Annotated in this window: 15 protein-coding genes and 1 tRNA gene; 5 read left to right on the forward strand and 11 right to left on the reverse strand. The window is 43.2% G+C overall.

Annotation, left to right across the window (positions count from 1 at the left end; genetic code table 11):
* Nucleotides 1-21: 21 nt before the first annotated feature.
* The 4 genes from hcaB to hcaE are packed head-to-tail and all read right to left on the reverse strand — an operon-like array spanning nucleotide 22 to nucleotide 3,048.
* Entirely contained in the window at nucleotides 22-837 is an 816-nt protein-coding gene (gene hcaB / locus HX743_RS04625; protein WP_178318621.1) for a 3-phenylpropionate-dihydrodiol/cinnamic acid-dihydrodiol dehydrogenase, read from the reverse strand.
* Nucleotides 838-839: 2 nt separating this feature from the next.
* The gene (gene hcaC / locus HX743_RS04630) at nucleotides 840-1,166 is read right to left on the reverse strand and encodes a 3-phenylpropionate/cinnamic acid dioxygenase ferredoxin subunit (RefSeq protein ID WP_178318622.1); all 327 of its coding nucleotides are present in this window, start codon (nucleotides 1,164-1,166) and stop codon (nucleotides 840-842) included.
* Nucleotides 1,166-1,684 carry a 3-phenylpropionate/cinnamic acid dioxygenase subunit beta gene (hcaF, locus tag HX743_RS04635; RefSeq protein WP_154321079.1) on the reverse strand — a complete coding sequence of 173 codons (519 nt, stop codon included), beginning with the start codon at nucleotides 1,682-1,684 and terminating at the stop codon, nucleotides 1,166-1,168. Before hcaF ends, hcaC begins: the two co-directional genes overlap by 1 nt.
* Complete coding sequence (gene hcaE / locus HX743_RS04640) at nucleotides 1,681-3,048, reverse strand: 3-phenylpropionate/cinnamic acid dioxygenase subunit alpha (protein ID WP_154321080.1); 1,368 nt, start codon at nucleotides 3,046-3,048, stop codon at nucleotides 1,681-1,683. Before hcaE ends, hcaF begins: the two co-directional genes overlap by 4 nt.
* 281 nt (nucleotides 3,049-3,329) lie before the next feature.
* Between hcaE and hcaR the strand changes: the two genes are divergently transcribed.
* Both hcaR and HX743_RS04650 read left to right on the forward strand, forming a co-directional pair.
* Complete coding sequence (gene hcaR / locus HX743_RS04645) at nucleotides 3,330-4,232, forward strand: DNA-binding transcriptional regulator HcaR (RefSeq protein ID WP_178318623.1); 903 nt, start codon at nucleotides 3,330-3,332, stop codon at nucleotides 4,230-4,232.
* 331 nt (nucleotides 4,233-4,563) lie between these two features.
* Nucleotides 4,564-5,241, forward strand: coding sequence for a DUF1345 domain-containing protein (locus tag HX743_RS04650; RefSeq protein ID WP_096901303.1), 678 nt, complete (start codon nucleotides 4,564-4,566; stop codon nucleotides 5,239-5,241).
* Between the two features lie 65 nt (nucleotides 5,242-5,306).
* Here HX743_RS04650 and HX743_RS04655 read toward each other — a convergent pair whose 3' ends face one another.
* The 7 genes from HX743_RS04655 to HX743_RS04685 all read right to left on the reverse strand — a co-directional run bounded on the left by HX743_RS04655 (nucleotide 5,307) and on the right by HX743_RS04685 (nucleotide 13,336).
* Nucleotides 5,307-6,167: an alpha/beta fold hydrolase gene (locus HX743_RS04655; protein WP_004976044.1), complete on the reverse strand. Its 861-nt coding sequence runs from the start codon at nucleotides 6,165-6,167 to the stop codon at nucleotides 5,307-5,309.
* A gap of 279 nt (nucleotides 6,168-6,446) precedes the next feature.
* Nucleotides 6,447-7,745, reverse strand: coding sequence for an OprD family outer membrane porin (locus HX743_RS04660; protein ID WP_178318624.1), 1,299 nt, complete (start codon nucleotides 7,743-7,745; stop codon nucleotides 6,447-6,449).
* Between the two features lie 426 nt (nucleotides 7,746-8,171).
* Complete coding sequence (dmpG, locus tag HX743_RS04665) at nucleotides 8,172-9,191, reverse strand: 4-hydroxy-2-oxovalerate aldolase (protein ID WP_178318625.1); 1,020 nt, start codon at nucleotides 9,189-9,191, stop codon at nucleotides 8,172-8,174.
* A gap of 11 nt (nucleotides 9,192-9,202) precedes the next feature.
* On the reverse strand, nucleotides 9,203-10,099 hold the full coding sequence (locus HX743_RS04670; RefSeq protein ID WP_004976037.1) for an acetaldehyde dehydrogenase (acetylating): 897 nt from the start codon (nucleotides 10,097-10,099) through the stop codon (nucleotides 9,203-9,205).
* 25 nt (nucleotides 10,100-10,124) lie between these two features.
* A complete protein-coding gene (locus HX743_RS04675) occupies nucleotides 10,125-10,922 on the reverse strand; it encodes a 2-keto-4-pentenoate hydratase (RefSeq protein WP_178318626.1) in 798 nt (265 codons plus the stop codon).
* A gap of 429 nt (nucleotides 10,923-11,351) precedes the next feature.
* Nucleotides 11,352-12,020: an HAD-IA family hydrolase gene (locus HX743_RS04680; RefSeq protein WP_178318627.1), complete on the reverse strand. Its 669-nt coding sequence runs from the start codon at nucleotides 12,018-12,020 to the stop codon at nucleotides 11,352-11,354.
* A 353-nt stretch (nucleotides 12,021-12,373) separates the two neighbouring features.
* Nucleotides 12,374-13,336, reverse strand: a complete 963-nt coding sequence (locus HX743_RS04685) for an RluA family pseudouridine synthase (RefSeq protein WP_178318628.1) — start codon at nucleotides 13,334-13,336, stop codon at nucleotides 12,374-12,376.
* A 762-nt stretch (nucleotides 13,337-14,098) separates the two neighbouring features.
* Here HX743_RS04685 and HX743_RS04690 point away from each other — a divergent pair.
* The 3 genes from HX743_RS04690 (at nucleotide 14,099) to HX743_RS04700 (ending at nucleotide 19,904) form a co-directional block, all read left to right on the forward strand.
* Nucleotides 14,099-17,533: an Rne/Rng family ribonuclease gene (locus HX743_RS04690; protein WP_178318629.1), complete on the forward strand. Its 3,435-nt coding sequence runs from the start codon at nucleotides 14,099-14,101 to the stop codon at nucleotides 17,531-17,533.
* 259 nt (nucleotides 17,534-17,792) lie between these two features.
* Nucleotides 17,793-19,634 (forward strand): long-chain-acyl-CoA synthetase, encoded by a 1,842-nt coding sequence (locus HX743_RS04695; protein WP_178318630.1) that lies wholly within the window; start codon nucleotides 17,793-17,795, stop codon nucleotides 19,632-19,634.
* Nucleotides 19,635-19,828: 194 nt separating this feature from the next.
* Nucleotides 19,829-19,904 (forward strand) — tRNA-Lys (locus HX743_RS04700).
* The last annotated feature ends 1 nt before the right edge of the window (nucleotide 19,905 follow it).

The raw sequence follows: 19,905 nt of genomic DNA on the forward strand, positions 1-19,905 counted from the left end.
CTATTGAATTTAGACTCAATTTTATTCGTCAAAGAAACCTGCACGTGGTTGACGTAAACCACGAATACCCAGACCACATTCTGCATTGATCAGAACGCCAGTCAGTGGACGGTTATTTTGACGAGATGCCAAGAGCACATAAGAACCTGTCATATCTTCTGGCTCAGGCAAGAAGTTAAGCGGCATACCGCGTGCAATTTTTTCAGGGTCACGCGCATCGAGTAAGCCAAGGTTTTCCTGCCCCAAAGAGGCTGCACCCTTAATATTGACATTCATCGCTGAAGGCGCAACGGCATTGACACGTACTTTAGGTGCCAACTCATAAGCCAACTCTTTCATGATGCCAACACCTGCATGTTTAGATGCAGTGTAAACAGGGCCACCGCCTGAAGAATACAGCGCAGAATTGGATAAGGTTAAGATGATAGAACCTTCAGATTTCACCAATTCATCTAGTGCCGCTTTTGCACCCAAGATTAACGCCTTGGTATTAATGCCCATGATTTCATCAAAGGCTTTTTCAAGCTGCTCACCCGAAGTATTGACGATATCTGCATAATGATCCCAGATCCCCGCATTGCCAATAAAGCAATCCAGTTTTCCAAAACGCTCCACAGTGGCCTCTACAGCACGGACATTGTCTGCATAGTTGGCAACATCACCAGCGACAGCCACAATTTGATCACCAAAACGTTCTTTTAAGGCATCAACTTTAGATTGTGAGCGCTGCAATACGCCCACATGCGCACCTTCTTCAAGGAAGCGTTCTACTAAAGCCCAACCCAAACCAGAACCGCCACCTGTAATCAGTGCCACTTCGCCTTTTAGCCAACCCATGCTTACTCTCCTGCCATTTCTACGTATAACGCACCATCTTCAACCACCACAGGGAAGGTTTGAATTGGGTCAGTTGCTGGCAAGCATAAAGCTTGACCAGTTTTCAAACAGAAACGTGCAGAATGTAGTGGACATTCAACCGTGCCATCATCTTCAAGATAACCTTCAGACATAGACGCATTACCGTGTGAACAACGGTCGTTCATGGCAAAGAAATCACCACCGTTGTTGAATACTGCCAGTGCTTCGATACCGTTTACACCGCAGTCCACTTTTAACGCTTCGCCTTCGTCTAATTCGTCAACTTGGCAAACAAAAATCTTATTCATTAGAAGAATACACTCAGGTTGTGTGAGTTATACGTTACTTGGTCAAGCACAATCTTACGGTTGAAAATTTGGAAGCCTAAGCCACCTTCAACACGACGGATTTTGTCATTACGCTTACCACAGTAAATCGTCACGTCTTTCTCTTTTTGAGTACGGTACAGTAAGTAAGTTACGTGTACATCGTATTCACCTTCAACGTCTGTTGCTTCAACAATCACGTTGCTAACCATGTGCGTTGTACGCGATGGCGGCTCTTCCGCCCACGCCATACCCGTTTCTAAACGTGCCACACGGCGCTCAAGCAAGTGTTTGTTGTCGTTGAACACCCAAGTGGTTGGTGGCTCAACTGAACGACGACGGTCACGGGTTTGCGCATTCGGTGTAGTACGCAAGGTATAAGAAATGTCTTCTGCCATGAGTTCTAACCACTCACGGAATTTCCAGTCGTCCAGCAACTTTGCTTCGCGATACAAGAATTGGCTAACTTCGTGTTGAAGTTCTAAACTGATTTGACTCATTTCACTAGCTCCTTCTCGTATTCGTCAGCTGCTTTTTCAACATCTTCCCATTTTTCATGGATCAGCAAATCTGCCCAACGGCGGTACATACCACGTGCTGCAGTTTCAGAGAAAATGTAGTTGGTAATACCCGGAATACCATCTTCACGGATTTTTTCGTTACCTTTACCCATCTCAACAATCAGTTTGTTTTGACGCGCTTTATAACCACGTAATACTTTTTGAATTTCAATCCAGTTTTCAGAGTCGTCTTGCTCTAGGAAACCTGCAGGACCGAATGCACGTGTTGCAGAACGCTCAAAAGCGTCTTTCACTTCTTGAGAAGCTTCAGCATCGGCAATACAGAATGCCCATACTTCAGTTTTGTTCGGGCCACGTGGGTGCCATACGCGAAGTGTTGCTGTACCGTTCAACCAAGACAAGGTTGGGAACATCGTGTTGTGACCAGCCAAACGTAGGGCACGAACTTCACCTAAACGCTCTTTAACTTCGTCATACGTTTCACGGAAATAGTTAGCAACTTCGCCATCTACCCATACGTTTGCATCTGGTTTTTCTGTAAAGAAGAAACCTGAACCGTGACCACGTGAACCGTATTGAAGTGCGTCTTTCGCAGTTTCCCAAACAGGACGAGCGGTTTGTGCAGCACCCAATTGTTTACTGCTGTCATCATCTGGTTTTGCACCCAAAACCTGAATGGCAGATGCGTGAGAGAACAATGCGTGGTATTGGTCAGAAGCAAATTGTTCTGCAGCAAATTTCCAGTTACAGTCAATTTCCCACTTGTGTACACCACCAATAATTTCTGTACCACCCGGACGACGATCCACCACGCCATCTAAGTACCAAGCGATGTCGCCCATGTATTCTTCTAGGTCAGGAGTTGTTTCATCCCAACAACCGAATACCAAGCCTTTGTAAGACTTCACACGGTTCACTTCCACCAAGCCCCATTGCTCTTTACAAGCACCTTGAGGATAAGCACGCTCTTCTAATGGAATATCTTTGAGTGAACCATCAATACCGTAAGACCAGCCATGGTATGGGCAAGTAAATGCACGCGTATTACCACAGTCTGCGAAGCTCACACGCATAGAGCGGTGACGGCATTGGTTTAAAAATGCTTTGATTGAACCGTCTTTTTGACGTGCCACAATAATTGGATCTTCACCCATGTAGGTGTTGAAGAAGTCGCCAGCTTTAGGAATTTGGCTTTCATGACACAGGAACAACCACGTACGGCCGAACACGCGTTCAAGTTCTAATTCGTAGATATCTGGATCTGTATAAATAGATGGAGTGATACGTCCATTTTGTGCATCGACCAAAGCGTCGATTTCGCGCACATCAATTTTTCCACTCATGAAAAGCTCTCCTGTGACCAACAACGGCACAAAGTAAATAGACTCAACTTTGGATGGATAATGATTTTTTAGGGACGTTTAGTGAAATATTTTTTTTGTTTCAATTAATAGATTTTATAGATTAATAAAACTTTATATTATGCGATTAAAACATTACACAATGATAAAACCCTATTTATTTCCTAAATGACACAATAATTTTCATCTGATGGTTGTTTATAGATTATACTTTTATTAATCTATAGTAAGACATATTTTGAATTAATCTTTGGAATGGCTGTATGGAATTACGTCACCTTCGCTACTTCATTACCGTGGCTGAAGAACTCAACTTCAGTAAAGCGGCGCTTAAGCTTTATACGGCTCAACCTTCGCTGAGTCAGCAAATTAAAGACTTAGAAGAAGATGTTGGCGTTAAACTGTTAAACCGTACCAAACGCAAGGTTGAACTGACCGAAGAAGGCGCTGTATTTCTGGAACAGGCTCGCCTGACCCTTGCCCAAGCCGACAAAGCCGTTGCCATGGCACGTCAGGTTTCACAAGCCAAACAGCAAATGCTGCGTATTGGCTTTGTACCTGTGGCGGAAATGAAAATTTTCCCTTTTGTACTGCCTAATTTACGGGTACAAAACCCAGATTTGAAAATTGAATTGCTCAGTTTGAACAACACTGAGCAAATGAAAATGATTAAAAAAGGTGAACTCGATATCACCTTTACCCGCCACAATATCAACAGTGATGAAATTGAGAGCCAGTTTGTACTGCGTGAACCGTTAATTTTTATTTTGCCCAAAGATCATCCGTTAGCAAAATACGAACGCATTCCTGTCAAAGCATTGAATGGTATTGATTTTATTATTCCTTCGGCAGAAGCTTCGTATAATCTGCATCACCTGATTGTCGATTTTGCCAAACAGCACAACATTGAACTAAACATTGTGCAAAAAGCTGACAACATTTTATTTAATATCAACTCGATTGGTATGGGCTTGGGCTGCACCATTTTACCGGGCTATGTTGCCCCCCTCACCATGGAAAATACCGTCATCCGCCCACTTGATGTAGAACTTCCGCATTTAGATTTGTACGTCAGCTACGGCAAAAACAGCCATTCCGCTGCGGTACAGAAATTTATGGAACTGCTCACACGTGTGTTCTATTTGGACATCAACCGCGAACAATAATTCTAAAACCACTCGCGTTTTTCAACCTTTCAAAAGTGCTTGCTGCTTGATGTAGTAAGCACTTTTTTTGTGCATCCTAAATGCTAAAACAAAGCTTTAGACTTAAGTCTAAACTTATTTTTTTAATCTTTTTCTGAACTACTGCTCATTCTTACACTCAAACATTCGCATTTTTGCAGTCTGCTTTTTCCTCGCTTCGCTACCACATTTCCTGCAAATTACAACTTAAGTCTAATAAGTTAAAATAGGCACCCCATCGCTATTTTCTAAAATTAAGCCGATGATAACAGGCAGTAACACCTTTAGATTGCACATCCAGAAAGGATCAAGAATGATAAAAACACCCTTCAGCAGAATGAAAACAGGGATTCAATATCGTCCTTATTTTTTTATCAGTTTTGTGATTACCATTGTGCTGTATGCTATTTTTCAGACCCTCACTGCATGGTCATGGTCAAGCTGTTTATTGATTAGCTGGAATATCGCGATTTCCTGCTATTTGGTTTTAACCATGCGCAGTTTGTGGCACAGCGATCATGCACATATTTTACAACGTGCCCAACAACAAGATGCCAGCAAATGGCTGATTTTATTCTTGGTATTTCTAACCTTAGTGATGTGCTTTATTGCGATCATTGTCGAGGTGAATTTATTTGCACAAAGTGAGTTTGTGCGCATGGGACATTTTATTTTATCCATTACCACTATTTTATGTGCTTGGTTTTTTATGCACACCATTTTTGCGATTCACTATGCGCATGACTATTATTTGGCACTGCAACAGCAGCAAGAAGGTGGTTTGGATTTTCCCAAGACGTCGCATCCAACCTATCCTGACTTTTTATATTTCAGCTATGTGATTGGTACATCTGCACAAACCGCCGATGTCTCGATTAGCTCACAACCCATGCGGGTACTGAACACGCTACATATTATTTTGGCTTATAGCTTTAATACCACTATTTTGGCAATTTGCATTAACTTGGTCGCGAGCTTTATTCAGCACTAAATTGGGTACATAAAACATCCATAAAAAAGGATGGCAAATTGCCATCCTTTTTTACCTCACTGCGCTTAATTTACGCCACGTGCAGTTAAGTAGTTTTTAATCACAGTGTTAAATTCTTCCGCTTTTTCAACCTGTGACCAGTGACCACATTGGCTGAAAATGTGTGCATCGGCATGTGGCACAATATTTAAAATATCCCATGTACGCGATACTGGAATCACCACATCTTGTGTACCGTGAATCAGCAATACAGGCACAGTGATGTCTTTCATTTTGTCAAAGTCGAGTGGGAACTCGAAACGGTCACGGTCACGCGCGCCCACAACATCCATTAAACGGTCTGAAGCATAGTCATTTTTTGCAGAAGCAAAACGGACTTTGACCAACTCATCTGTAATCAAGTCTTTATTTACCACGAACATTGAAAGCGTCTTTTTAATGCCTTCTTCAGTCAATACAGGATTTGCATGCGCTTTGAGGGCTGCAGTCTGTTTTGCACCGCCTGTACCCATCGAGATAATACCAAGAACACGCTCTGGGTAATCCAATGCCAACTGGAATGCCAACCAGCCACCCAACGAGTTACCCACCAACCAAGTTTTTTCAATGCCTAAGGCATCTAAAGTACGCACAGCATGATCGACCCATGCACGGATGCCATATTGTGTTCCTGGTGCAACCACAGTTTGACCATAGCCAATGGTATCAATGGCGATACAACGTGCTTGCTCACCAATTTGTGGCAAGTTTAACCACCAGTTTGCAGCAGCCGATACGCCTGTACCTGAACCGTGTAAAAATAGAATAGGTGTACCTTCACCCACTTCGTGATAATGCGTTAATTCGCCTTCTGCTGTTTCAATCCATTTATCTTCTAAGCCAAAGAATGGATCTGTTGTATAGTCAGGGATTTGAACAGTGCTCATATATACTCCTCGTACAGTCTTTAGCTTGCGTTTGGCTCTAGGTATAGAATTTGACGTCAAGTGGACTCATTCAACATTACTTTTTACAGGCTTATATTACCTGTTCACACAGCATCAACTGATACAAATTTACGATCACAACCCATAAAAAAACGATTAAACAACTCTTTGAATTTTATAACTTTAATAAAATAAAAGTCTTAATTTATATAAGGTATTTATTCAGTAAATATTAAAAAAAGAGCGACTATAAAAAGCCGCTCTGATTTTTATCTAGCTTTAGAATTTATAAGTGTAAGTCGTGGCGATACGGTGTTCTTCTAAGTCATTCGCAAAGTTAAAGTTGGTATCGATGAACATGTACTGAAAACCAAGTCCTTTAAGTTTACCTTCAGGCACAACATAATTTACGATTACATTCGTTTCGTTTTCTTTACCCTCTTTAAGCGACTGACCAGCATTGTTGGTTAACTTATGGTAAGTACCATCTATATTATCACCGCGAAAATGACGTACTGTCGCTGTTAAACCAGATACACCCACATCGGCAAAATTATAGGTATAACCCAAACTCCAAGAACGCTCATCTTTACGAATGAAGCTCGCCACAGACCAGTTGTCTAAGTAAGGCTGCGGCACCCACCCGCCCAAGGTCGGGAACATTGGGGCTTTTGTACCGTGCTCACCAAACATTTGTTGATAACCTAACTGTACAGTGTGCATCCCATTGTTGATTTTTGCACCCGCAGACACGGCCTGGCTGTCAATATTACCATACAGCTTGTCACCCGATTCGCTGTTGTCAAAATAGCGTACATGGGTATCCAGCTTAGTTTTTTCAGCCAAAGTCGTTTTATAGTTTGCAGCGACATAATGTTGTTGATAGATGTTGGTTACATCCGCATACCAATAACTTCCACCTACTTTAGGGGTAAATTGATGATCTACTCCCACAAGATACATGCCATCGTCTGTGCTTAATTTATTCGCTTCAGCAGCAGAAAAATTATTTTGAGGGAACAACGTAAAATCTTGGTATTGGTTATCATAACGTGCATTAATACCGTCTAAATAAGCCAAAGTTAATTTAGTATCTTTTAAATCCTTTGATTCTAACCATGCACCGCTATAAGTCGTTAACAATTGACGCGATGGGTCAAAAAACACCACAGGTGACATTGGTAATAAGTCACCTACTTTTAATTCAGTTTCAGAAAATTTAACTTTTAGAGTTGCACCGACCTTACCAAAATGATCTTTTGACTCTTTACCATCATGCGGCAAAACCCAGTCTGCATTTTTATCACGACCATTGAGTTTTACTGCGTGTTGAACCAGAAGATCAGCACCCACCTGAATTACGCCTAAATCGTGATAACCCGATTTAGCATCCAAGGTGACTGCTTGTGACCATGAACCAAAGTTCCCCGCAGGGTTGTCTTTAATTTGACGATCTAAATAAAAATTCTTAAATTTAAGTTGAACATTGCTGTCGTCAATAAAATCTGCCTGAGTTGCAGTTGTCCCTAAAGTTGCTGTCGCAGCAAAAAGTGCTATCCATAAATTGTGACGATGCATGCGTTTTTCCTATTCATCCAATAAGCGAATCTTGGCATCATGCAAAACTCTTGTCATGAAAAAAATCCGACCACAGTATTAAGCTTTTCTACAAATTCAGCACTTTCTGTATCGAGCAGCTTTTTTCCAAGTTTTTTAATTCTTTTTAACGATAAAAAATTAAGCTCAAAATCCTCACTAAATGAATTTTTATTTGAATTCACTGCTTAATTTAGGTGAAAAACGCTGTTATTTTTTGCATCATGTGAAGGATTAATCTTTTTTAACTTTAAACCCATGTGTTAGCGTTATTTTCTATAAACCGAACTTATAAGAAAAACATTTTAATCAGCACAAAATTCAGCACGTTTTACATCTTTCACAGCATAAAAAAGCACCCCAAACGCATTTGGAGTGCTTAATTCAAGCCTGCTTTATATTAAAAACTTAGGCTTGCATTTCACGTGCTTTAGACATAGTCAATGCCAAGTCTTCAATCATATCTTCCTGACCGCCCACCGTACCGCGACGACCAAGCTCAAGTAGAATTTCACGCGCAGATACGCCATATTTTGCTTCGGCACGTTTTGCGAACAATAGGAACGATGAGTAAACACCTGCATAACCTAAAGTTGCTGCATCACGGTCTGCACGAATTTGATGCGTCATCATTGGAATGATCAAGTCTTCAGCAATATCTTGCACTTTAAACAAGTCCACACCTGTTTCCATTTGCATACGGTTTGCGACCGCTACAAACAATTCAAGTGGTGTATTACCTGCGCCTGCACCTAAACCAGCCGAAGCCAAGTCAACACGGGTTGCACCTGCGGTCACAGCCGATACAGAGTTCGCAACGCCCATGCCCAAGTTATGGTGACCATGGAAACCAATTTCGATGTCTGAGCCGAGGTTGGCACGTAAAATACCTACGCGATCAGTCACATCTTGAGGCAACATATAGCCTGCAGAATCTGTTACATAGATACAGTTTGCACCGTAAGACACCATTTTTTGTGCTTCTTCGAGCAATTTTTCTGGAGAAGCCATGTGCGCCATCATCAAGAAGCCCACAGTGTCCATACCCAGTTTACGTGCTGCAGTAATGTGCTGTTCAGAAACGTCTGCTTCAGTCGAATGTGTCGCCACACGAATGGTTGCCACGCCTACATCATGCGCCATTCTCAAATGATCAACTGTTCCAATACCTGGCAGTAATAGTGCAGAAACTTTTGCCTGTTTCAGGTTTGGAATCACTGCTTTCAGATATTCTTCATCAGTAGCGGCTGCAAAACCATAGTTCACAGAGTTACCACCTAAGCCATCACCGTGTGTGACTTCAATTAAAGGCACACCTGCATCATCCAAAGCAGTGGCAATCGCAACCATTTGCTCTGGCGTGGTTTGATGGCGCATTGGGTGCATACCATCACGTAAAGTCATATCATTAATAATAATCTTAGACATTTTGGTATTCCTTAAGCTTCAGCAGTTTTGAAAACGTGTTCTGCAAACATTTCTGCAGTACGTGCAGCCGCTGCAGTCATAATGTCTAGGTTACCTGCATATTTAGGCAAGTAATCACCCAAACCTTCAACTTCCAAGAAAATTGAAACACGGTTGCCATCAAAAACAGGGCCGTTTACAAGTTTGTAACCCGGTACATATTTTTGCACTTCTTTGATCATGGCATGCACAGATGCTGTAATCGCTGCCTGATCTGGCTCACCTTCCACCAAGCAGTGAACGGTATCACGCATCATTAATGGTGGTTCAGCTGGGTTAATGATGATGATGGCTTTACCTTGTTTTGCACCGCCAACTTCTTCAATCGCGCCTGCAGTGGTACGGGTAAATTCATCAATGTTTTTACGTGTACCCGGCCCCACAGATTTAGTTGATACCGTTGCAATAATTTCACCGTATTCCACAGGTTGAACACGAGAAACTGCAGCCACCATAGGAATTGTTGCCTGACCACCACAAGTCACCATGTTGACGTTTGGCACTTCGCCCGCTTCAAGCAACGCTTCAAGGTTCACTGGTGGTACGCAGAATGGGCCAATTGCTGCAGGCGTTAAGTCAATCATCAACACGCCAAGTTCATTCAGTTTGCGACTGTTTTCTGCATGCACATAAGCGGAAGTTGCATCAAAAGCAATTTTAATGTCATCTTCAAGTACGTGAGGAAGAAGACCATCTACACCGTCACTTGTGGTTTTTAAACCCATTTTTGCCGCACGAGCTAGACCTTCAGATGTTGGGTCAATTCCCACCATCCACACAGGCTCTAACCATTCACTGCGTTGTAATTTATAAAGCAAATCTGTACCAATATTACCTGGACCAATCATTGCACATTTAATCTTTTTCATGCATGTACTCTCTTAGAATCTCGATTTATTCCGCAGCAAACGCAGCTGTCACTGAACCAAAGCCTTCAATTTCGACTTTAAATTCTTCACCTGGCTGTGCAACAACCATAGGACCTAAAGCACCAGTTAAGATGATGTCGCCTTTTAACAATGGACGACCACGGCGCACCATTTCATCGGCTAACCACACGGCAGCGTTTAATGGATTTGCTAAACAAGCTTTACCCACGCCTTGAGAAACTACTTCTTCACCACGGGTCATCACCATTTTGCAGTTCACCAAATCCAGTTTTTCTAGCTTGACTGGTTTTGAACCTAGAACGAATGCAGCAGAAGATGCGTTATCGGCCACGGTATCAATCAAACTAATTTTCCAGTTTTCAATACGGCTATCGACCACTTCAATGGCAGGCAAGGCATATTCAGTCGCGCTGATAATATCCGCATACGTGTGTTTTTCTTTGGTTAGATCTTGGTTAATCACCAATGCAATTTCTGCTTCTACTTTTGGCTGAATCAGCAAACCTGCAGGAATCGCTTCACCATCACCATAAGCCATATCGGCAAACAACATGCCAAAGTCAGGCTGATCTACACCCAGTTGTGCTTGAACCACTTTAGAGGTCAAACCAATTTTACGCCCCACCAAACGACGACCTTCTTTTAAGGCACGTTCGGTATTCACTTCTTGAACGGCATAGGCAATATCTACGTCAGCACTTTCACCACCAAGTTCTGGGCGGATTGGCGCAATCGCAGTTTGAGAGAGTTCGGCAGTACGTAATGCTTGCGCAACTGATTCAACAACAGCAGAATTCGACATCAATGTTTCCTTAAACTGCAAAAATTGGGCATATACCCCGAGATGTTGGAAAGGTAATAATAGAAAATAGGGATGATGACCCCGATCTTGTCCATTCTCAGGACAAGCTATCCAGCTCAGAGGTATGTAAACTGATTAAGAATCGGAAAAATGGCGGGTTTATGCCAATACTTATTTTCTTTTTTTCAATAGCTATTAGCTATTAATCTATTTTTATAAAAAGCAAGCAAAACAGTTGTCTGTAGGCTATGACATTATTTTCCGAGTCATTGACTCGGCAATTCGCAGCAATCTTAAAATGTCTTAATCCTAACTTTAGACTAAAAGCTAAGCCTTTTTATGACGCTCCCAAAAGTACATAAAAAAAGAGCAACCTGAAATTTTTCAAGTTACTCTAATTTCAAATTCATCTAAATTGTTTTACTGGGTTTAACTCGCCTGACGTAAACGATATTGCTGCACTAAAAAATCATGCAAACTCGGCACATCATCTGCAATGGTTAAAGGCTGATAACGCTGCAACACCTCTACACTATGCACGCCATAACTCACGCCTACACGCGGCATGGCAATGTTTTGTGCCATTTCCAAATCGTAAGAAGTATCACCCACCATAATCGCTTGCTCGACCTGCACATCGGTACTGCTCAAAATTTCCTGCAACATTAAAGGATCAGGTTTAGATTTGGTTTCACTTGCAGCACGTGTCGCCACAAACAAATCCTGACTTTTGGTTTGCGCCAACACTCGGTCTAAACCTTTACGGCTTTTGCCTGTTGCCACTGCCAATTTCAGTCCCAAACCTGACAACTCATCGAGCATATCTGCCACACCCTCAAACCAAGCATCGGTTTTTGAGTGTTCGACATAGTGTTCTGAATAGCACTGCAAAATCGCTTGATGCAGCTCTGGCACTTCAGGAAATAAACGCTGTGCCACTTCAGGCAAACCCAAACCAATAATACTTTTAGCCGCAGCATCGGTCAGGGGTTGCTGAAATTGTTGTGCTGCGAACTGCAAACTCGCCACAATTTGACCGACGGAATTAAATAAGGTGCCATCCCAATCAAAAATGATGAGTTCTACAGGTTTATTCATATTAGGTTCCTAAATTTGATTCGGCTTTTAAATTCCCTCGCTTTACCTTAACTCAAAAGGATAAACGACCAAGAATCAGCACATATATCACAACAAATATTCGATACGCGAAGGGCGACATGGATGTCGCCGTTTCGCTGTGGCACAGAGATGTTCCATCAGCGAAACAAAAGTTTTTTGTTACTTTTCATCTTTGAAAAGTAAGGCATAGCCTATACACCAAAAATTTAAATTAAAAACTATAAAATGTGGCTGTGAATTACCCCTAAAAACCTCATCTCCTTGTTGCGAAACAATGTTCCTCATCTTTAAAAAGAAGCAAGCTGCTATCGCACAACAGAGAGTTACAAAAATTAAAACTCAGGTGGCGCCGTCGGCTTATCCGCCTTTTGCGCTCTCAACTGCGCCACCAAACTCTGCATATCTTCAGGTAAAGGCGCTTCAATCACAGGATAGCCTGGAATTTCCAAACGCATGGCATGTAAGCACAAACGACGTGGCGCAGGACCCCGATATTCAGTTTGATGACCATATTTATCATCACCTACTAGCGGATGCCCAATGCTTAAACCATGCACACGAATTTGATGGGTACGTCCTGACAACGGCGAAGCATATACCAAGCTTGCATGCATAAAACGCTCAGCCACATTCCACTGGGTTTTAGACTCTTTACCTTCTTTAGACACACGTACACGACGTTCGCCATTCGCCAATTCATAACGATGCAACGGCGCATCAATCAATTGTTGATCCAAACTCACCTGCCCTTTGACAATGGCAGCATAAGTTTTTTGGATTTTATGTTCGCGCAATAAATCTTGCAGGGTTTTTAAGGTACTGCGTTTTTTGGAAATCATCACCAAGCCTGAAGTATCACGGTCAATACGGTGAATCAATTCCAAATATTTTTTACCTGTCGCAGCACGTAAGCCTTCAATCAACCCGTAGGCAACGCCACTGCCGCCATGGACTGCAATGCCCGAAGGTTTATTCACCACCATCAAGCCTTCATCTTCATAAATCACACGGCTCAATAAACCCTGTGCCACCTTGTCTGAAATTGGAGCAGCACTGTCGTCTTTTTGTTCATAGCGAATCGGCGCCACACGAATTTGATCGCCAATATTCAGTTTGGTTTCTGCTTTAATGCGCTTTTTATTGACCCGCACCTGCCCTTCACGAATCAAACGATAGATGCGACTTTTAGGCACCCCTTTTAAACGACTAAACAAAAAATTATCGATGCGTTGACCCGCTTGATGCTCATCCACTTCAAACCAAGTGACACTTTGCCATTGTTGGGTAGAATTCATACAGTTAAGAGACCTAATAAAATACTAAAATTGATTAAAAACTGATCATTTAGGCTATGCTTTACACAAGAAACATAAGCTTAGCCCATAGGCAGATGATGCAAGGTTTGATATAGTCAGCGCACGGAAACCATCGTCAGTGGGTTCACGTTGAATCTTTTCAGGTTTTTCTGAAATAGAGCAATCAACCAACATCCCACTACATACGAGCAGGTCCCAAAAGAATTATGCCGACGCCGAAGGCTTATTATATCGGCAAAAAAGCAAACTGTTGCGTTTAATTGTACCTCAGGTACATAAATCAGTTTGCCTGAAAAAATATGTCGCCAACTCTAGTTGGTTTTTAAACGTAAACTGATACACATCAGATTAGTCGCACCCTGAAAACCACTTCAGGCTAAAGCGTTTGATGTATTGGATCTGCACAATTTGTAAAGATACGACGATAATTCCGTATCAAGACACTCTATCTATGAAAGAAGAGATGATCTTCGAGCAATGTGACAGTGAAAGTTACACACATCCAATACACCGCTCGTCCGCCAGTGAAGCGATCAGGTGACTTTATCCGTTTAAAGGTTAAAGCCGTATTGCCATCATCAATACGTGAATCATACACCGCAGCCCCACACAAAAAGGCCGGTAAAAAAAGCTCAGACCACAATTGGTTTTTTTGAGATCTGAGCAGTTGATCCGTGATGCTTGATGTTCGCTACGTGTCTAGCGATTTTTTGCTGTGTATCACTATTAGGTGTTACACCCATGAAACGTATGTTGATTAATGCAACACATGCCGAAGAAATTCGCGTTGCACTTGTCACTGGTCAGCGTCTTTACGATTTCGATTTAGAAAATCGTACCCGTGAACAAAAAAAATCGAATATCTACAAAGGTCATGTGACCCGTGTAGAACCTTCTTTAGAAGCCGTATTTGTTGAATACGGTGCAGGTCGCCAAGGCTTCCTGTCGATGCGTGAAATCGCAAACTCTTATTACAAAGCCGACCCTCGCCAAACTTCTAATATTCGTGAACTGATCACTGAAGGCACTGAGCTTTTGGTACAGGTAGAAAAAGAAGAACGTGGCAACAAAGGTGCTGCGCTCTCTACCTTCATTTCTTTGGCTGGTCGTTATTTAGTGCTTATGCCAAATAACCCGAAAGGTGGCGGTATCAGTCGTCAAATTTCAGGTTCTGTGCGTGAAGAACTCAAAGAAATGTTGGCATCTTTAAACGTGCCACGCGGCATGAGCGTGATTGTACGTACTGCGGGCATTGGTCGTTCACAAGAAGAATTACAGCTTGATTTACAACACTTGCTTGACCTTTGGGCGCAAATTCAAAACACCGCAAGCTCTGGTCCATCGCCAATGTTGGTACACCAAGAAGCAGGTGTGGTGACACGTGCGATTCGTGACTACTTACGTGATGATGTTGCCGAAATTTTAATTGACTCAGAACAAGCTTATAACGAAGCCTATAACTTCGTAAAAGCCGTGATGCCACGTCAGTTAGACAAGCTAAAAACCTATACTTTAAATGAGCCGCTATTCGCGCATTTTGGTATCGAAAGCCAAATTCAAACAGCTTATGAGCGTGAAGTTAAATTGCCTTCAGGCGGCTCAATTGTCATTGACCAAACTGAAGCATTAGTTTCAATTGACATCAACTCGGCTAAGTCTACCCGTGGTCAAGATGTTGAAGATACTGCGCTTAATACCAACCTTGAAGCTGCCGAAGAAATTGCGCGTCAATTGCGTTTACGCGACATCGGTGGTTTGGTGGTCATCGACTTTATCGACATGTCCAAAGATCGCAACCAACGTATGGTTGAAGCCAAACTTCGTGAAGCGACACAAAGTGACCGCGCACGCATTCAATTTGGTCAATTATCCCGTTTTGGTTTAATGGAAATGAGCCGTCAGCGCTTACGTCCATCACTTGAAGAAGCGACTGGCTACGTTTGCCCACGCTGTCATGGCACAGGTATGGTACGTGACCTACGCTCTTTATCACTTTCAATTATGCGTAAAGTGGAAGAAATTGCGCTACGCGAACGTCATGGTGAAGTTCAAGTCGAAGTACCTGTTGAAATTGCAGCATTCTTACTGAATGAAAAGCGTCACAGTCTGGTTTACCTTGAGCAAACTTCAAATGTGCGTGTGACTGTATTACCTCACCCACACTTAGAAACCCCACATTACGAAATTTCGTATAATCCTGAAGGTTTTGCACCAACCAGCTATGAACGTACTGAAGCAACCCGTTCAAGCGAAAAAGAGTTGGGTTATGAATCTTCTGAATGGCATTTAGAAGAAGCAGATCAATCGCACAGCCACGCTGCTGCACCTGCGGCTGAAAAAACCTCTGCAAGAAAACCACAAGCAGCACAGCAAAATAAAGCATCTGCACAACAGCAGCTTGCACCTGCGGCAGCCACAACAGCTGCAAGCCCATGTGCATGGTTAGAAAACCTGTTTGTTCAAAAGCAAGCCAGCACCATTGATCAAGCACGTAGTGCCAACAATGCAGCAGCAGCCATCGAGCAAATGGTGAATAGCGGTGCTGTGAGCCGTGGTCAGTTTGGTCAAATTGCAACTGCATCTGCTGCCCCTGCTGCAAGCAGTCAAAATGTGTACCTTGCACCATCGACAGTGGCACAAAAAACTGAACGTGACTCTGCAGATAAATCTGCTGAACGTGAAGACAAACCTGCTCCGCGTCACAACAACAAAAAGCCGCGTCACAGCAACAACAATAACAAGCACAAAGAGCAACGTGAGCCGCAAACTCAGCACGATAATCAACAACATCAAGTGCATGAAGAAGTGGTTCAGATGTCGCGTCAGGAGCAACGTCAGGAAGCGCGTGAAAACAAACGCAACTCTCGTCGTCAGCACAACAATGACCAAGCACCACAGCAGCAAGAAGCTCAAAATAACAATGAGCAGCAGCAAAATGCCGTGCCACGTCGTGACCGTCGCAACCAACCTCGTCCAGAACGCCCAAATCGTCACCGCGACCCAAGCGTATTGAATGAGCAAGCAACGACTACGGCAGTGGCTTCTAATCATCCGAAAGTGGAGTTAATTGACGCACCGCGTCAAGAGTTCAATACAACGGCTTTGGTGGTGAATGTCGATCAGGCTCAAACTGAAATTGTGGCATTGAATGCTGCGCCATTAGCGGCTGAACCAGTCACAGCAGTAGAAGCAACTGTGCCTGAAACGGTTGCTGAACCAACTCAAGCTGTTGCTGCGGTAGAAGCTGCTCCAGTTGTTGCAGAAGAAACAGCTGCACCTGCGGAAGTACAAGCACAACCGACTGCGCCTGCAAAACGTGCCAGCAACGATCCGCGTCAGCGTCGTCGTCAGCAACGTGAAGCTCAAGCACAGCAAGCAGCTGCACCAAAGTTAACACCTTCACAGGTGCCAACTTTAGCGCAATACAGCATTGGTAGCCTGATTCGCCACGTCTATGGCGAAGATTGTTCAGTTCTGATTGAACAGTTTGGTTTAATTCCAACGTTCAATCGTGCTTTGCAGAAGTTCACTGACGAGTATGCTGCAAGCCTTGTTAGCACTGCGCCTGTGGCAGAGAAAAAACCTGTCACACGTGATGTGGAAGTTGCCAAAGCTGCTCCTGAAGCTGAGCCTGCACCTGTGTTAGACCTAACACCACCAAAACCAGTGTCAGATAAGCGTGTTGCCAACGATCCGCGTGAGCGTCGTCGTTTAGCCAAACAAGCTGCTGAGCAAGCATTGGAACAAGCCAAGCAAGCACAGGCAGTAGAAAAAGCTGAAGCGGAAAGCACACCTGCAGCAGAGCCAACGACTGACGTTGTGGCAGCTACAGAAGGATCTGTAGAAGCAAGTTCTACGGTAGAAACGTCTGCAACAGTAAGCACTGAAGTCGAAGCAACTACAGAAGTAAACCCTGAAGCAGTGGCTACAACTGAAGCTACTCAGCCAGAGTTGAACGCGCAAGACGACCTTGCACAAACTGTCACTGAAACTGCAGCAGCGCAAGAAGAAACTGCCGTTGAAGTGGTCGCACCTGTACAAGCGGAATTGGCTGTAGACGACCTAGTCGAAACTGCTGAATCTGAACAGGACAAAGCAGAGAAAGAGAAAACTGCGCGTCCGCGTCGTCCACGTGGCCGTCCACCTAAAAAAGTAACTCCGCCAACTGAGTCGTAATTCGCACTTTTGCAGCGGAATAAAAAAATCCAGTCATTTTAATGGCTGGATTTTTTTTGCTACTTTAGAGCCAACGCGGTGCTGACTTAAATTTAAGCGAGCTAATTTGAACTTAGGTGTTTTTGATTTTTAACAGCTTTTCTAAAAACACCTAACAAAGCTGAAAAATTAGGTTGATTGCACTAGGACTTAGGGATTACAAAACAACAAGACGCGATGCTTTGCAGATGCAACGGATGATGACAAAAACAGGATTCTTATGAACCAGATGACAAAAAGCGATTTAATTGGCTTAACGGATGTTGCGGCAAAAATTCCGCAGTTTATGACTAAAGTGCCCCACCTGATCACAGGGTTAAAGCAAGCCTATTTACGCACACCCAATACGCCTGCAGGCTTAGGTCTTGCGTTTGAAAAAGCCGTGCATCGTAACCCGCATGGTTGTGCCTTGATGTTTGAAGATCAGCAGTACAGCTATTTGCAGCTCAACGCATGGGCTAACCAAATTGCACATTACTATTTAAGCATTGGCGCACGCAAAGGTGATGTCATTGCGGTGATGTTGGAAAATCGCCCTGAATTAATTGCCAGTGTCATTGGCTTAGCAAAAATTGGCGTTACCGTGGCTTTAGTCAATACCGCACAAGTTGCCAAAGTTTTGGCGCACAGCATCAATTTAGTCAAACCAATTGCCGTGATTGTGGGTGAAGAATGTCGCCAAGCTGTTGCCGATATTCGCCAAGAACTTGAGCTTACAGAAAATCGACTGTATTGGTTTGCAGATCAAAATACCCGTACCGATGCTGGCACTGCCCCTGAAGGTTTTCAAAATTTAGCGCAATGCATTGCATCATTCCCAAGCTTTAACCCTGCCACCACACAGTCAGTACAGGGCAAAGATGGGCTGTTTTATATCTATACCTCAGGTACAACAGGCTTACCTAAAGCGGTGATTTTCACCAATAGCCGTTGGACGTTGGCTTATGGTACCTATGGTCATGTCTTGGGTTTAAATCAGGATGATGTGATGTACTGCACTCTGCCGCTGTACCATGCCACAGGTATTGTGGTGTGCTGGTGTGGCGTAATTGCAGGCAGTGCCACCTTTGCCATCCGTAGAAAATACTCCACTTCATGCTTCTGGCAAGATGTACACAAATTCAATGCCTCTGCGATTGGCTATGTGGGCGAATTGTGCCGTTATTTAATGGATGCGCCTGCTTCTGATTTAGAGCGTGGGCATCGTGTGACCAAAATGATTGGCAATGGCATGCGTCCTAATATTTGGAGCAAATTCAAAACACGCTTTGGCGTTCAGGAAATTCTGGAACTGTATGCGTCTAGCGAAGGCAACGTCGGCTTTAGCAATGTGTTTAACTTTGACAACACGGTTGGTTTTTCACCGACACCTTATGCGGTCATTCAGTTTGATAAAGAAAAAAATGAACCCGTACGCGATGCCAAAGGCAAATGCATGAAAGTCAAAAAAGGCGAAGTCGGCTTATTGATTGGAAAAATCACCCGTCGCTCACCGTTTGATGGCTACACCGACCCTGAAAAAAACAAGGCGGTGATGATGCAAAACGTGTTTAAACAAGGCGATGCCTATTTTAACACGGGCGATTTAGTCCGCGACATTGGCTTCCGTCACGCACAGTTTGTTGATCGTTTAGGTGATACCTTCCGCTGGAAAGGTGAGAACGTATCCACCACAGAAGTAGAAAACATTGTCAGTGACTATGAAAAAATTGCTGAAGCTGTCGTGTATGGCGTTGAAATCCCACATACCAATGGTCGTGCAGGTATGGCTGCGATTACCTTAAACGAAGGCTGCCAGTTAGATGAACAAGACTTGCGTCAAATGCTGGTGGAGTTTAAAAAAGCAATGCCCGCTTATGCAGTACCCGTTTTTTTACGCATTCAAAAGCAAATGCAAACCACAGGTACATTTAAATATCAGAAGAACACCCTGAAAACTCAAGGTTTTGATTTAAAACAGTGTGATGAAAAAATTCTGGTGTTATTGCCAAACCAATCTGCTTATTGCGAGCTGACCCAAGAAATTTACGACAATATTCAACAATATCAATATCGCTTCTAAGCCACTATGTTGCCTATTTTTTGATTAGATACGACAAATTTGTTGCATTTATAATCAAACATAGGCAACTTTTTTATTTTTTACTTGCGCTCGCTTCATATCTTGCTACAATACGCTCCATCAAACGAAGTGGTGCTTAAAACCCTCTGGTTTTTCTTGCACTTCACAATCAAGCCTGCTTGATTGCTGGTTCAGGGTCGTTAGCTCAGTCGGTAGAGCAGCGGACTTTTAATCCGTTGGTCCCGCGTTCGAATCGCGGACGACCCACCAT

The sequence above is a fragment of the Acinetobacter sp. Swhac1 genome, assembly GCF_013390985.1.
Lineage (GTDB): Bacteria > Pseudomonadota > Gammaproteobacteria > Pseudomonadales > Moraxellaceae > Acinetobacter > Acinetobacter towneri.

What these genes read in the sequence shown, in the direction of transcription:
- hcaC (WP_178318622.1), bottom strand. Translation starts at nt 1,166, where the DNA reads ATGAATAAGATTTTTGTTTGCCAAGTTGACGAATTAGACGAAGGCGAA.
- HX743_RS04670 (WP_004976037.1), bottom strand. Translation starts at nt 10,099, where the DNA reads ATGAAAAAGATTAAATGTGCAATGATTGGTCCAGGTAATATTGGTACA.
- HX743_RS04655 (WP_004976044.1), bottom strand. Translation starts at nt 6,167, where the DNA reads ATGAGCACTGTTCAAATCCCTGACTATACAACAGATCCATTCTTTGGC.
- HX743_RS04680 (WP_178318627.1), bottom strand. Translation starts at nt 12,020, where the DNA reads ATGAATAAACCTGTAGAACTCATCATTTTTGATTGGGATGGCACCTTA.
- hcaB (WP_178318621.1), bottom strand. Translation starts at nt 837, where the DNA reads ATGGGTTGGCTAAAAGGCGAAGTGGCACTGATTACAGGTGGCGGTTCT.
- HX743_RS04650 (WP_096901303.1), top strand. Translation starts at nt 4,564, where the DNA reads ATGATAAAAACACCCTTCAGCAGAATGAAAACAGGGATTCAATATCGT.
- hcaF (WP_154321079.1), bottom strand. Translation starts at nt 1,684, where the DNA reads ATGAGTCAAATCAGTTTAGAACTTCAACACGAAGTTAGCCAATTCTTG.
- HX743_RS04690 (WP_178318629.1), top strand. Translation starts at nt 14,099, where the DNA reads ATGAAACGTATGTTGATTAATGCAACACATGCCGAAGAAATTCGCGTT.
- HX743_RS04660 (WP_178318624.1), bottom strand. Translation starts at nt 7,745, where the DNA reads ATGCATCGTCACAATTTATGGATAGCACTTTTTGCTGCGACAGCAACT.
- dmpG (WP_178318625.1), bottom strand. Translation starts at nt 9,191, where the DNA reads ATGTCTAAGATTATTATTAATGATATGACTTTACGTGATGGTATGCAC.
- HX743_RS04675 (WP_178318626.1), bottom strand. Translation starts at nt 10,922, where the DNA reads ATGTCGAATTCTGCTGTTGTTGAATCAGTTGCGCAAGCATTACGTACT.
- HX743_RS04695 (WP_178318630.1), top strand. Translation starts at nt 17,793, where the DNA reads ATGAACCAGATGACAAAAAGCGATTTAATTGGCTTAACGGATGTTGCG.
- hcaR (WP_178318623.1), top strand. Translation starts at nt 3,330, where the DNA reads ATGGAATTACGTCACCTTCGCTACTTCATTACCGTGGCTGAAGAACTC.
- hcaE (WP_154321080.1), bottom strand. Translation starts at nt 3,048, where the DNA reads ATGAGTGGAAAAATTGATGTGCGCGAAATCGACGCTTTGGTCGATGCA.
- HX743_RS04685 (WP_178318628.1), bottom strand. Translation starts at nt 13,336, where the DNA reads ATGAATTCTACCCAACAATGGCAAAGTGTCACTTGGTTTGAAGTGGAT.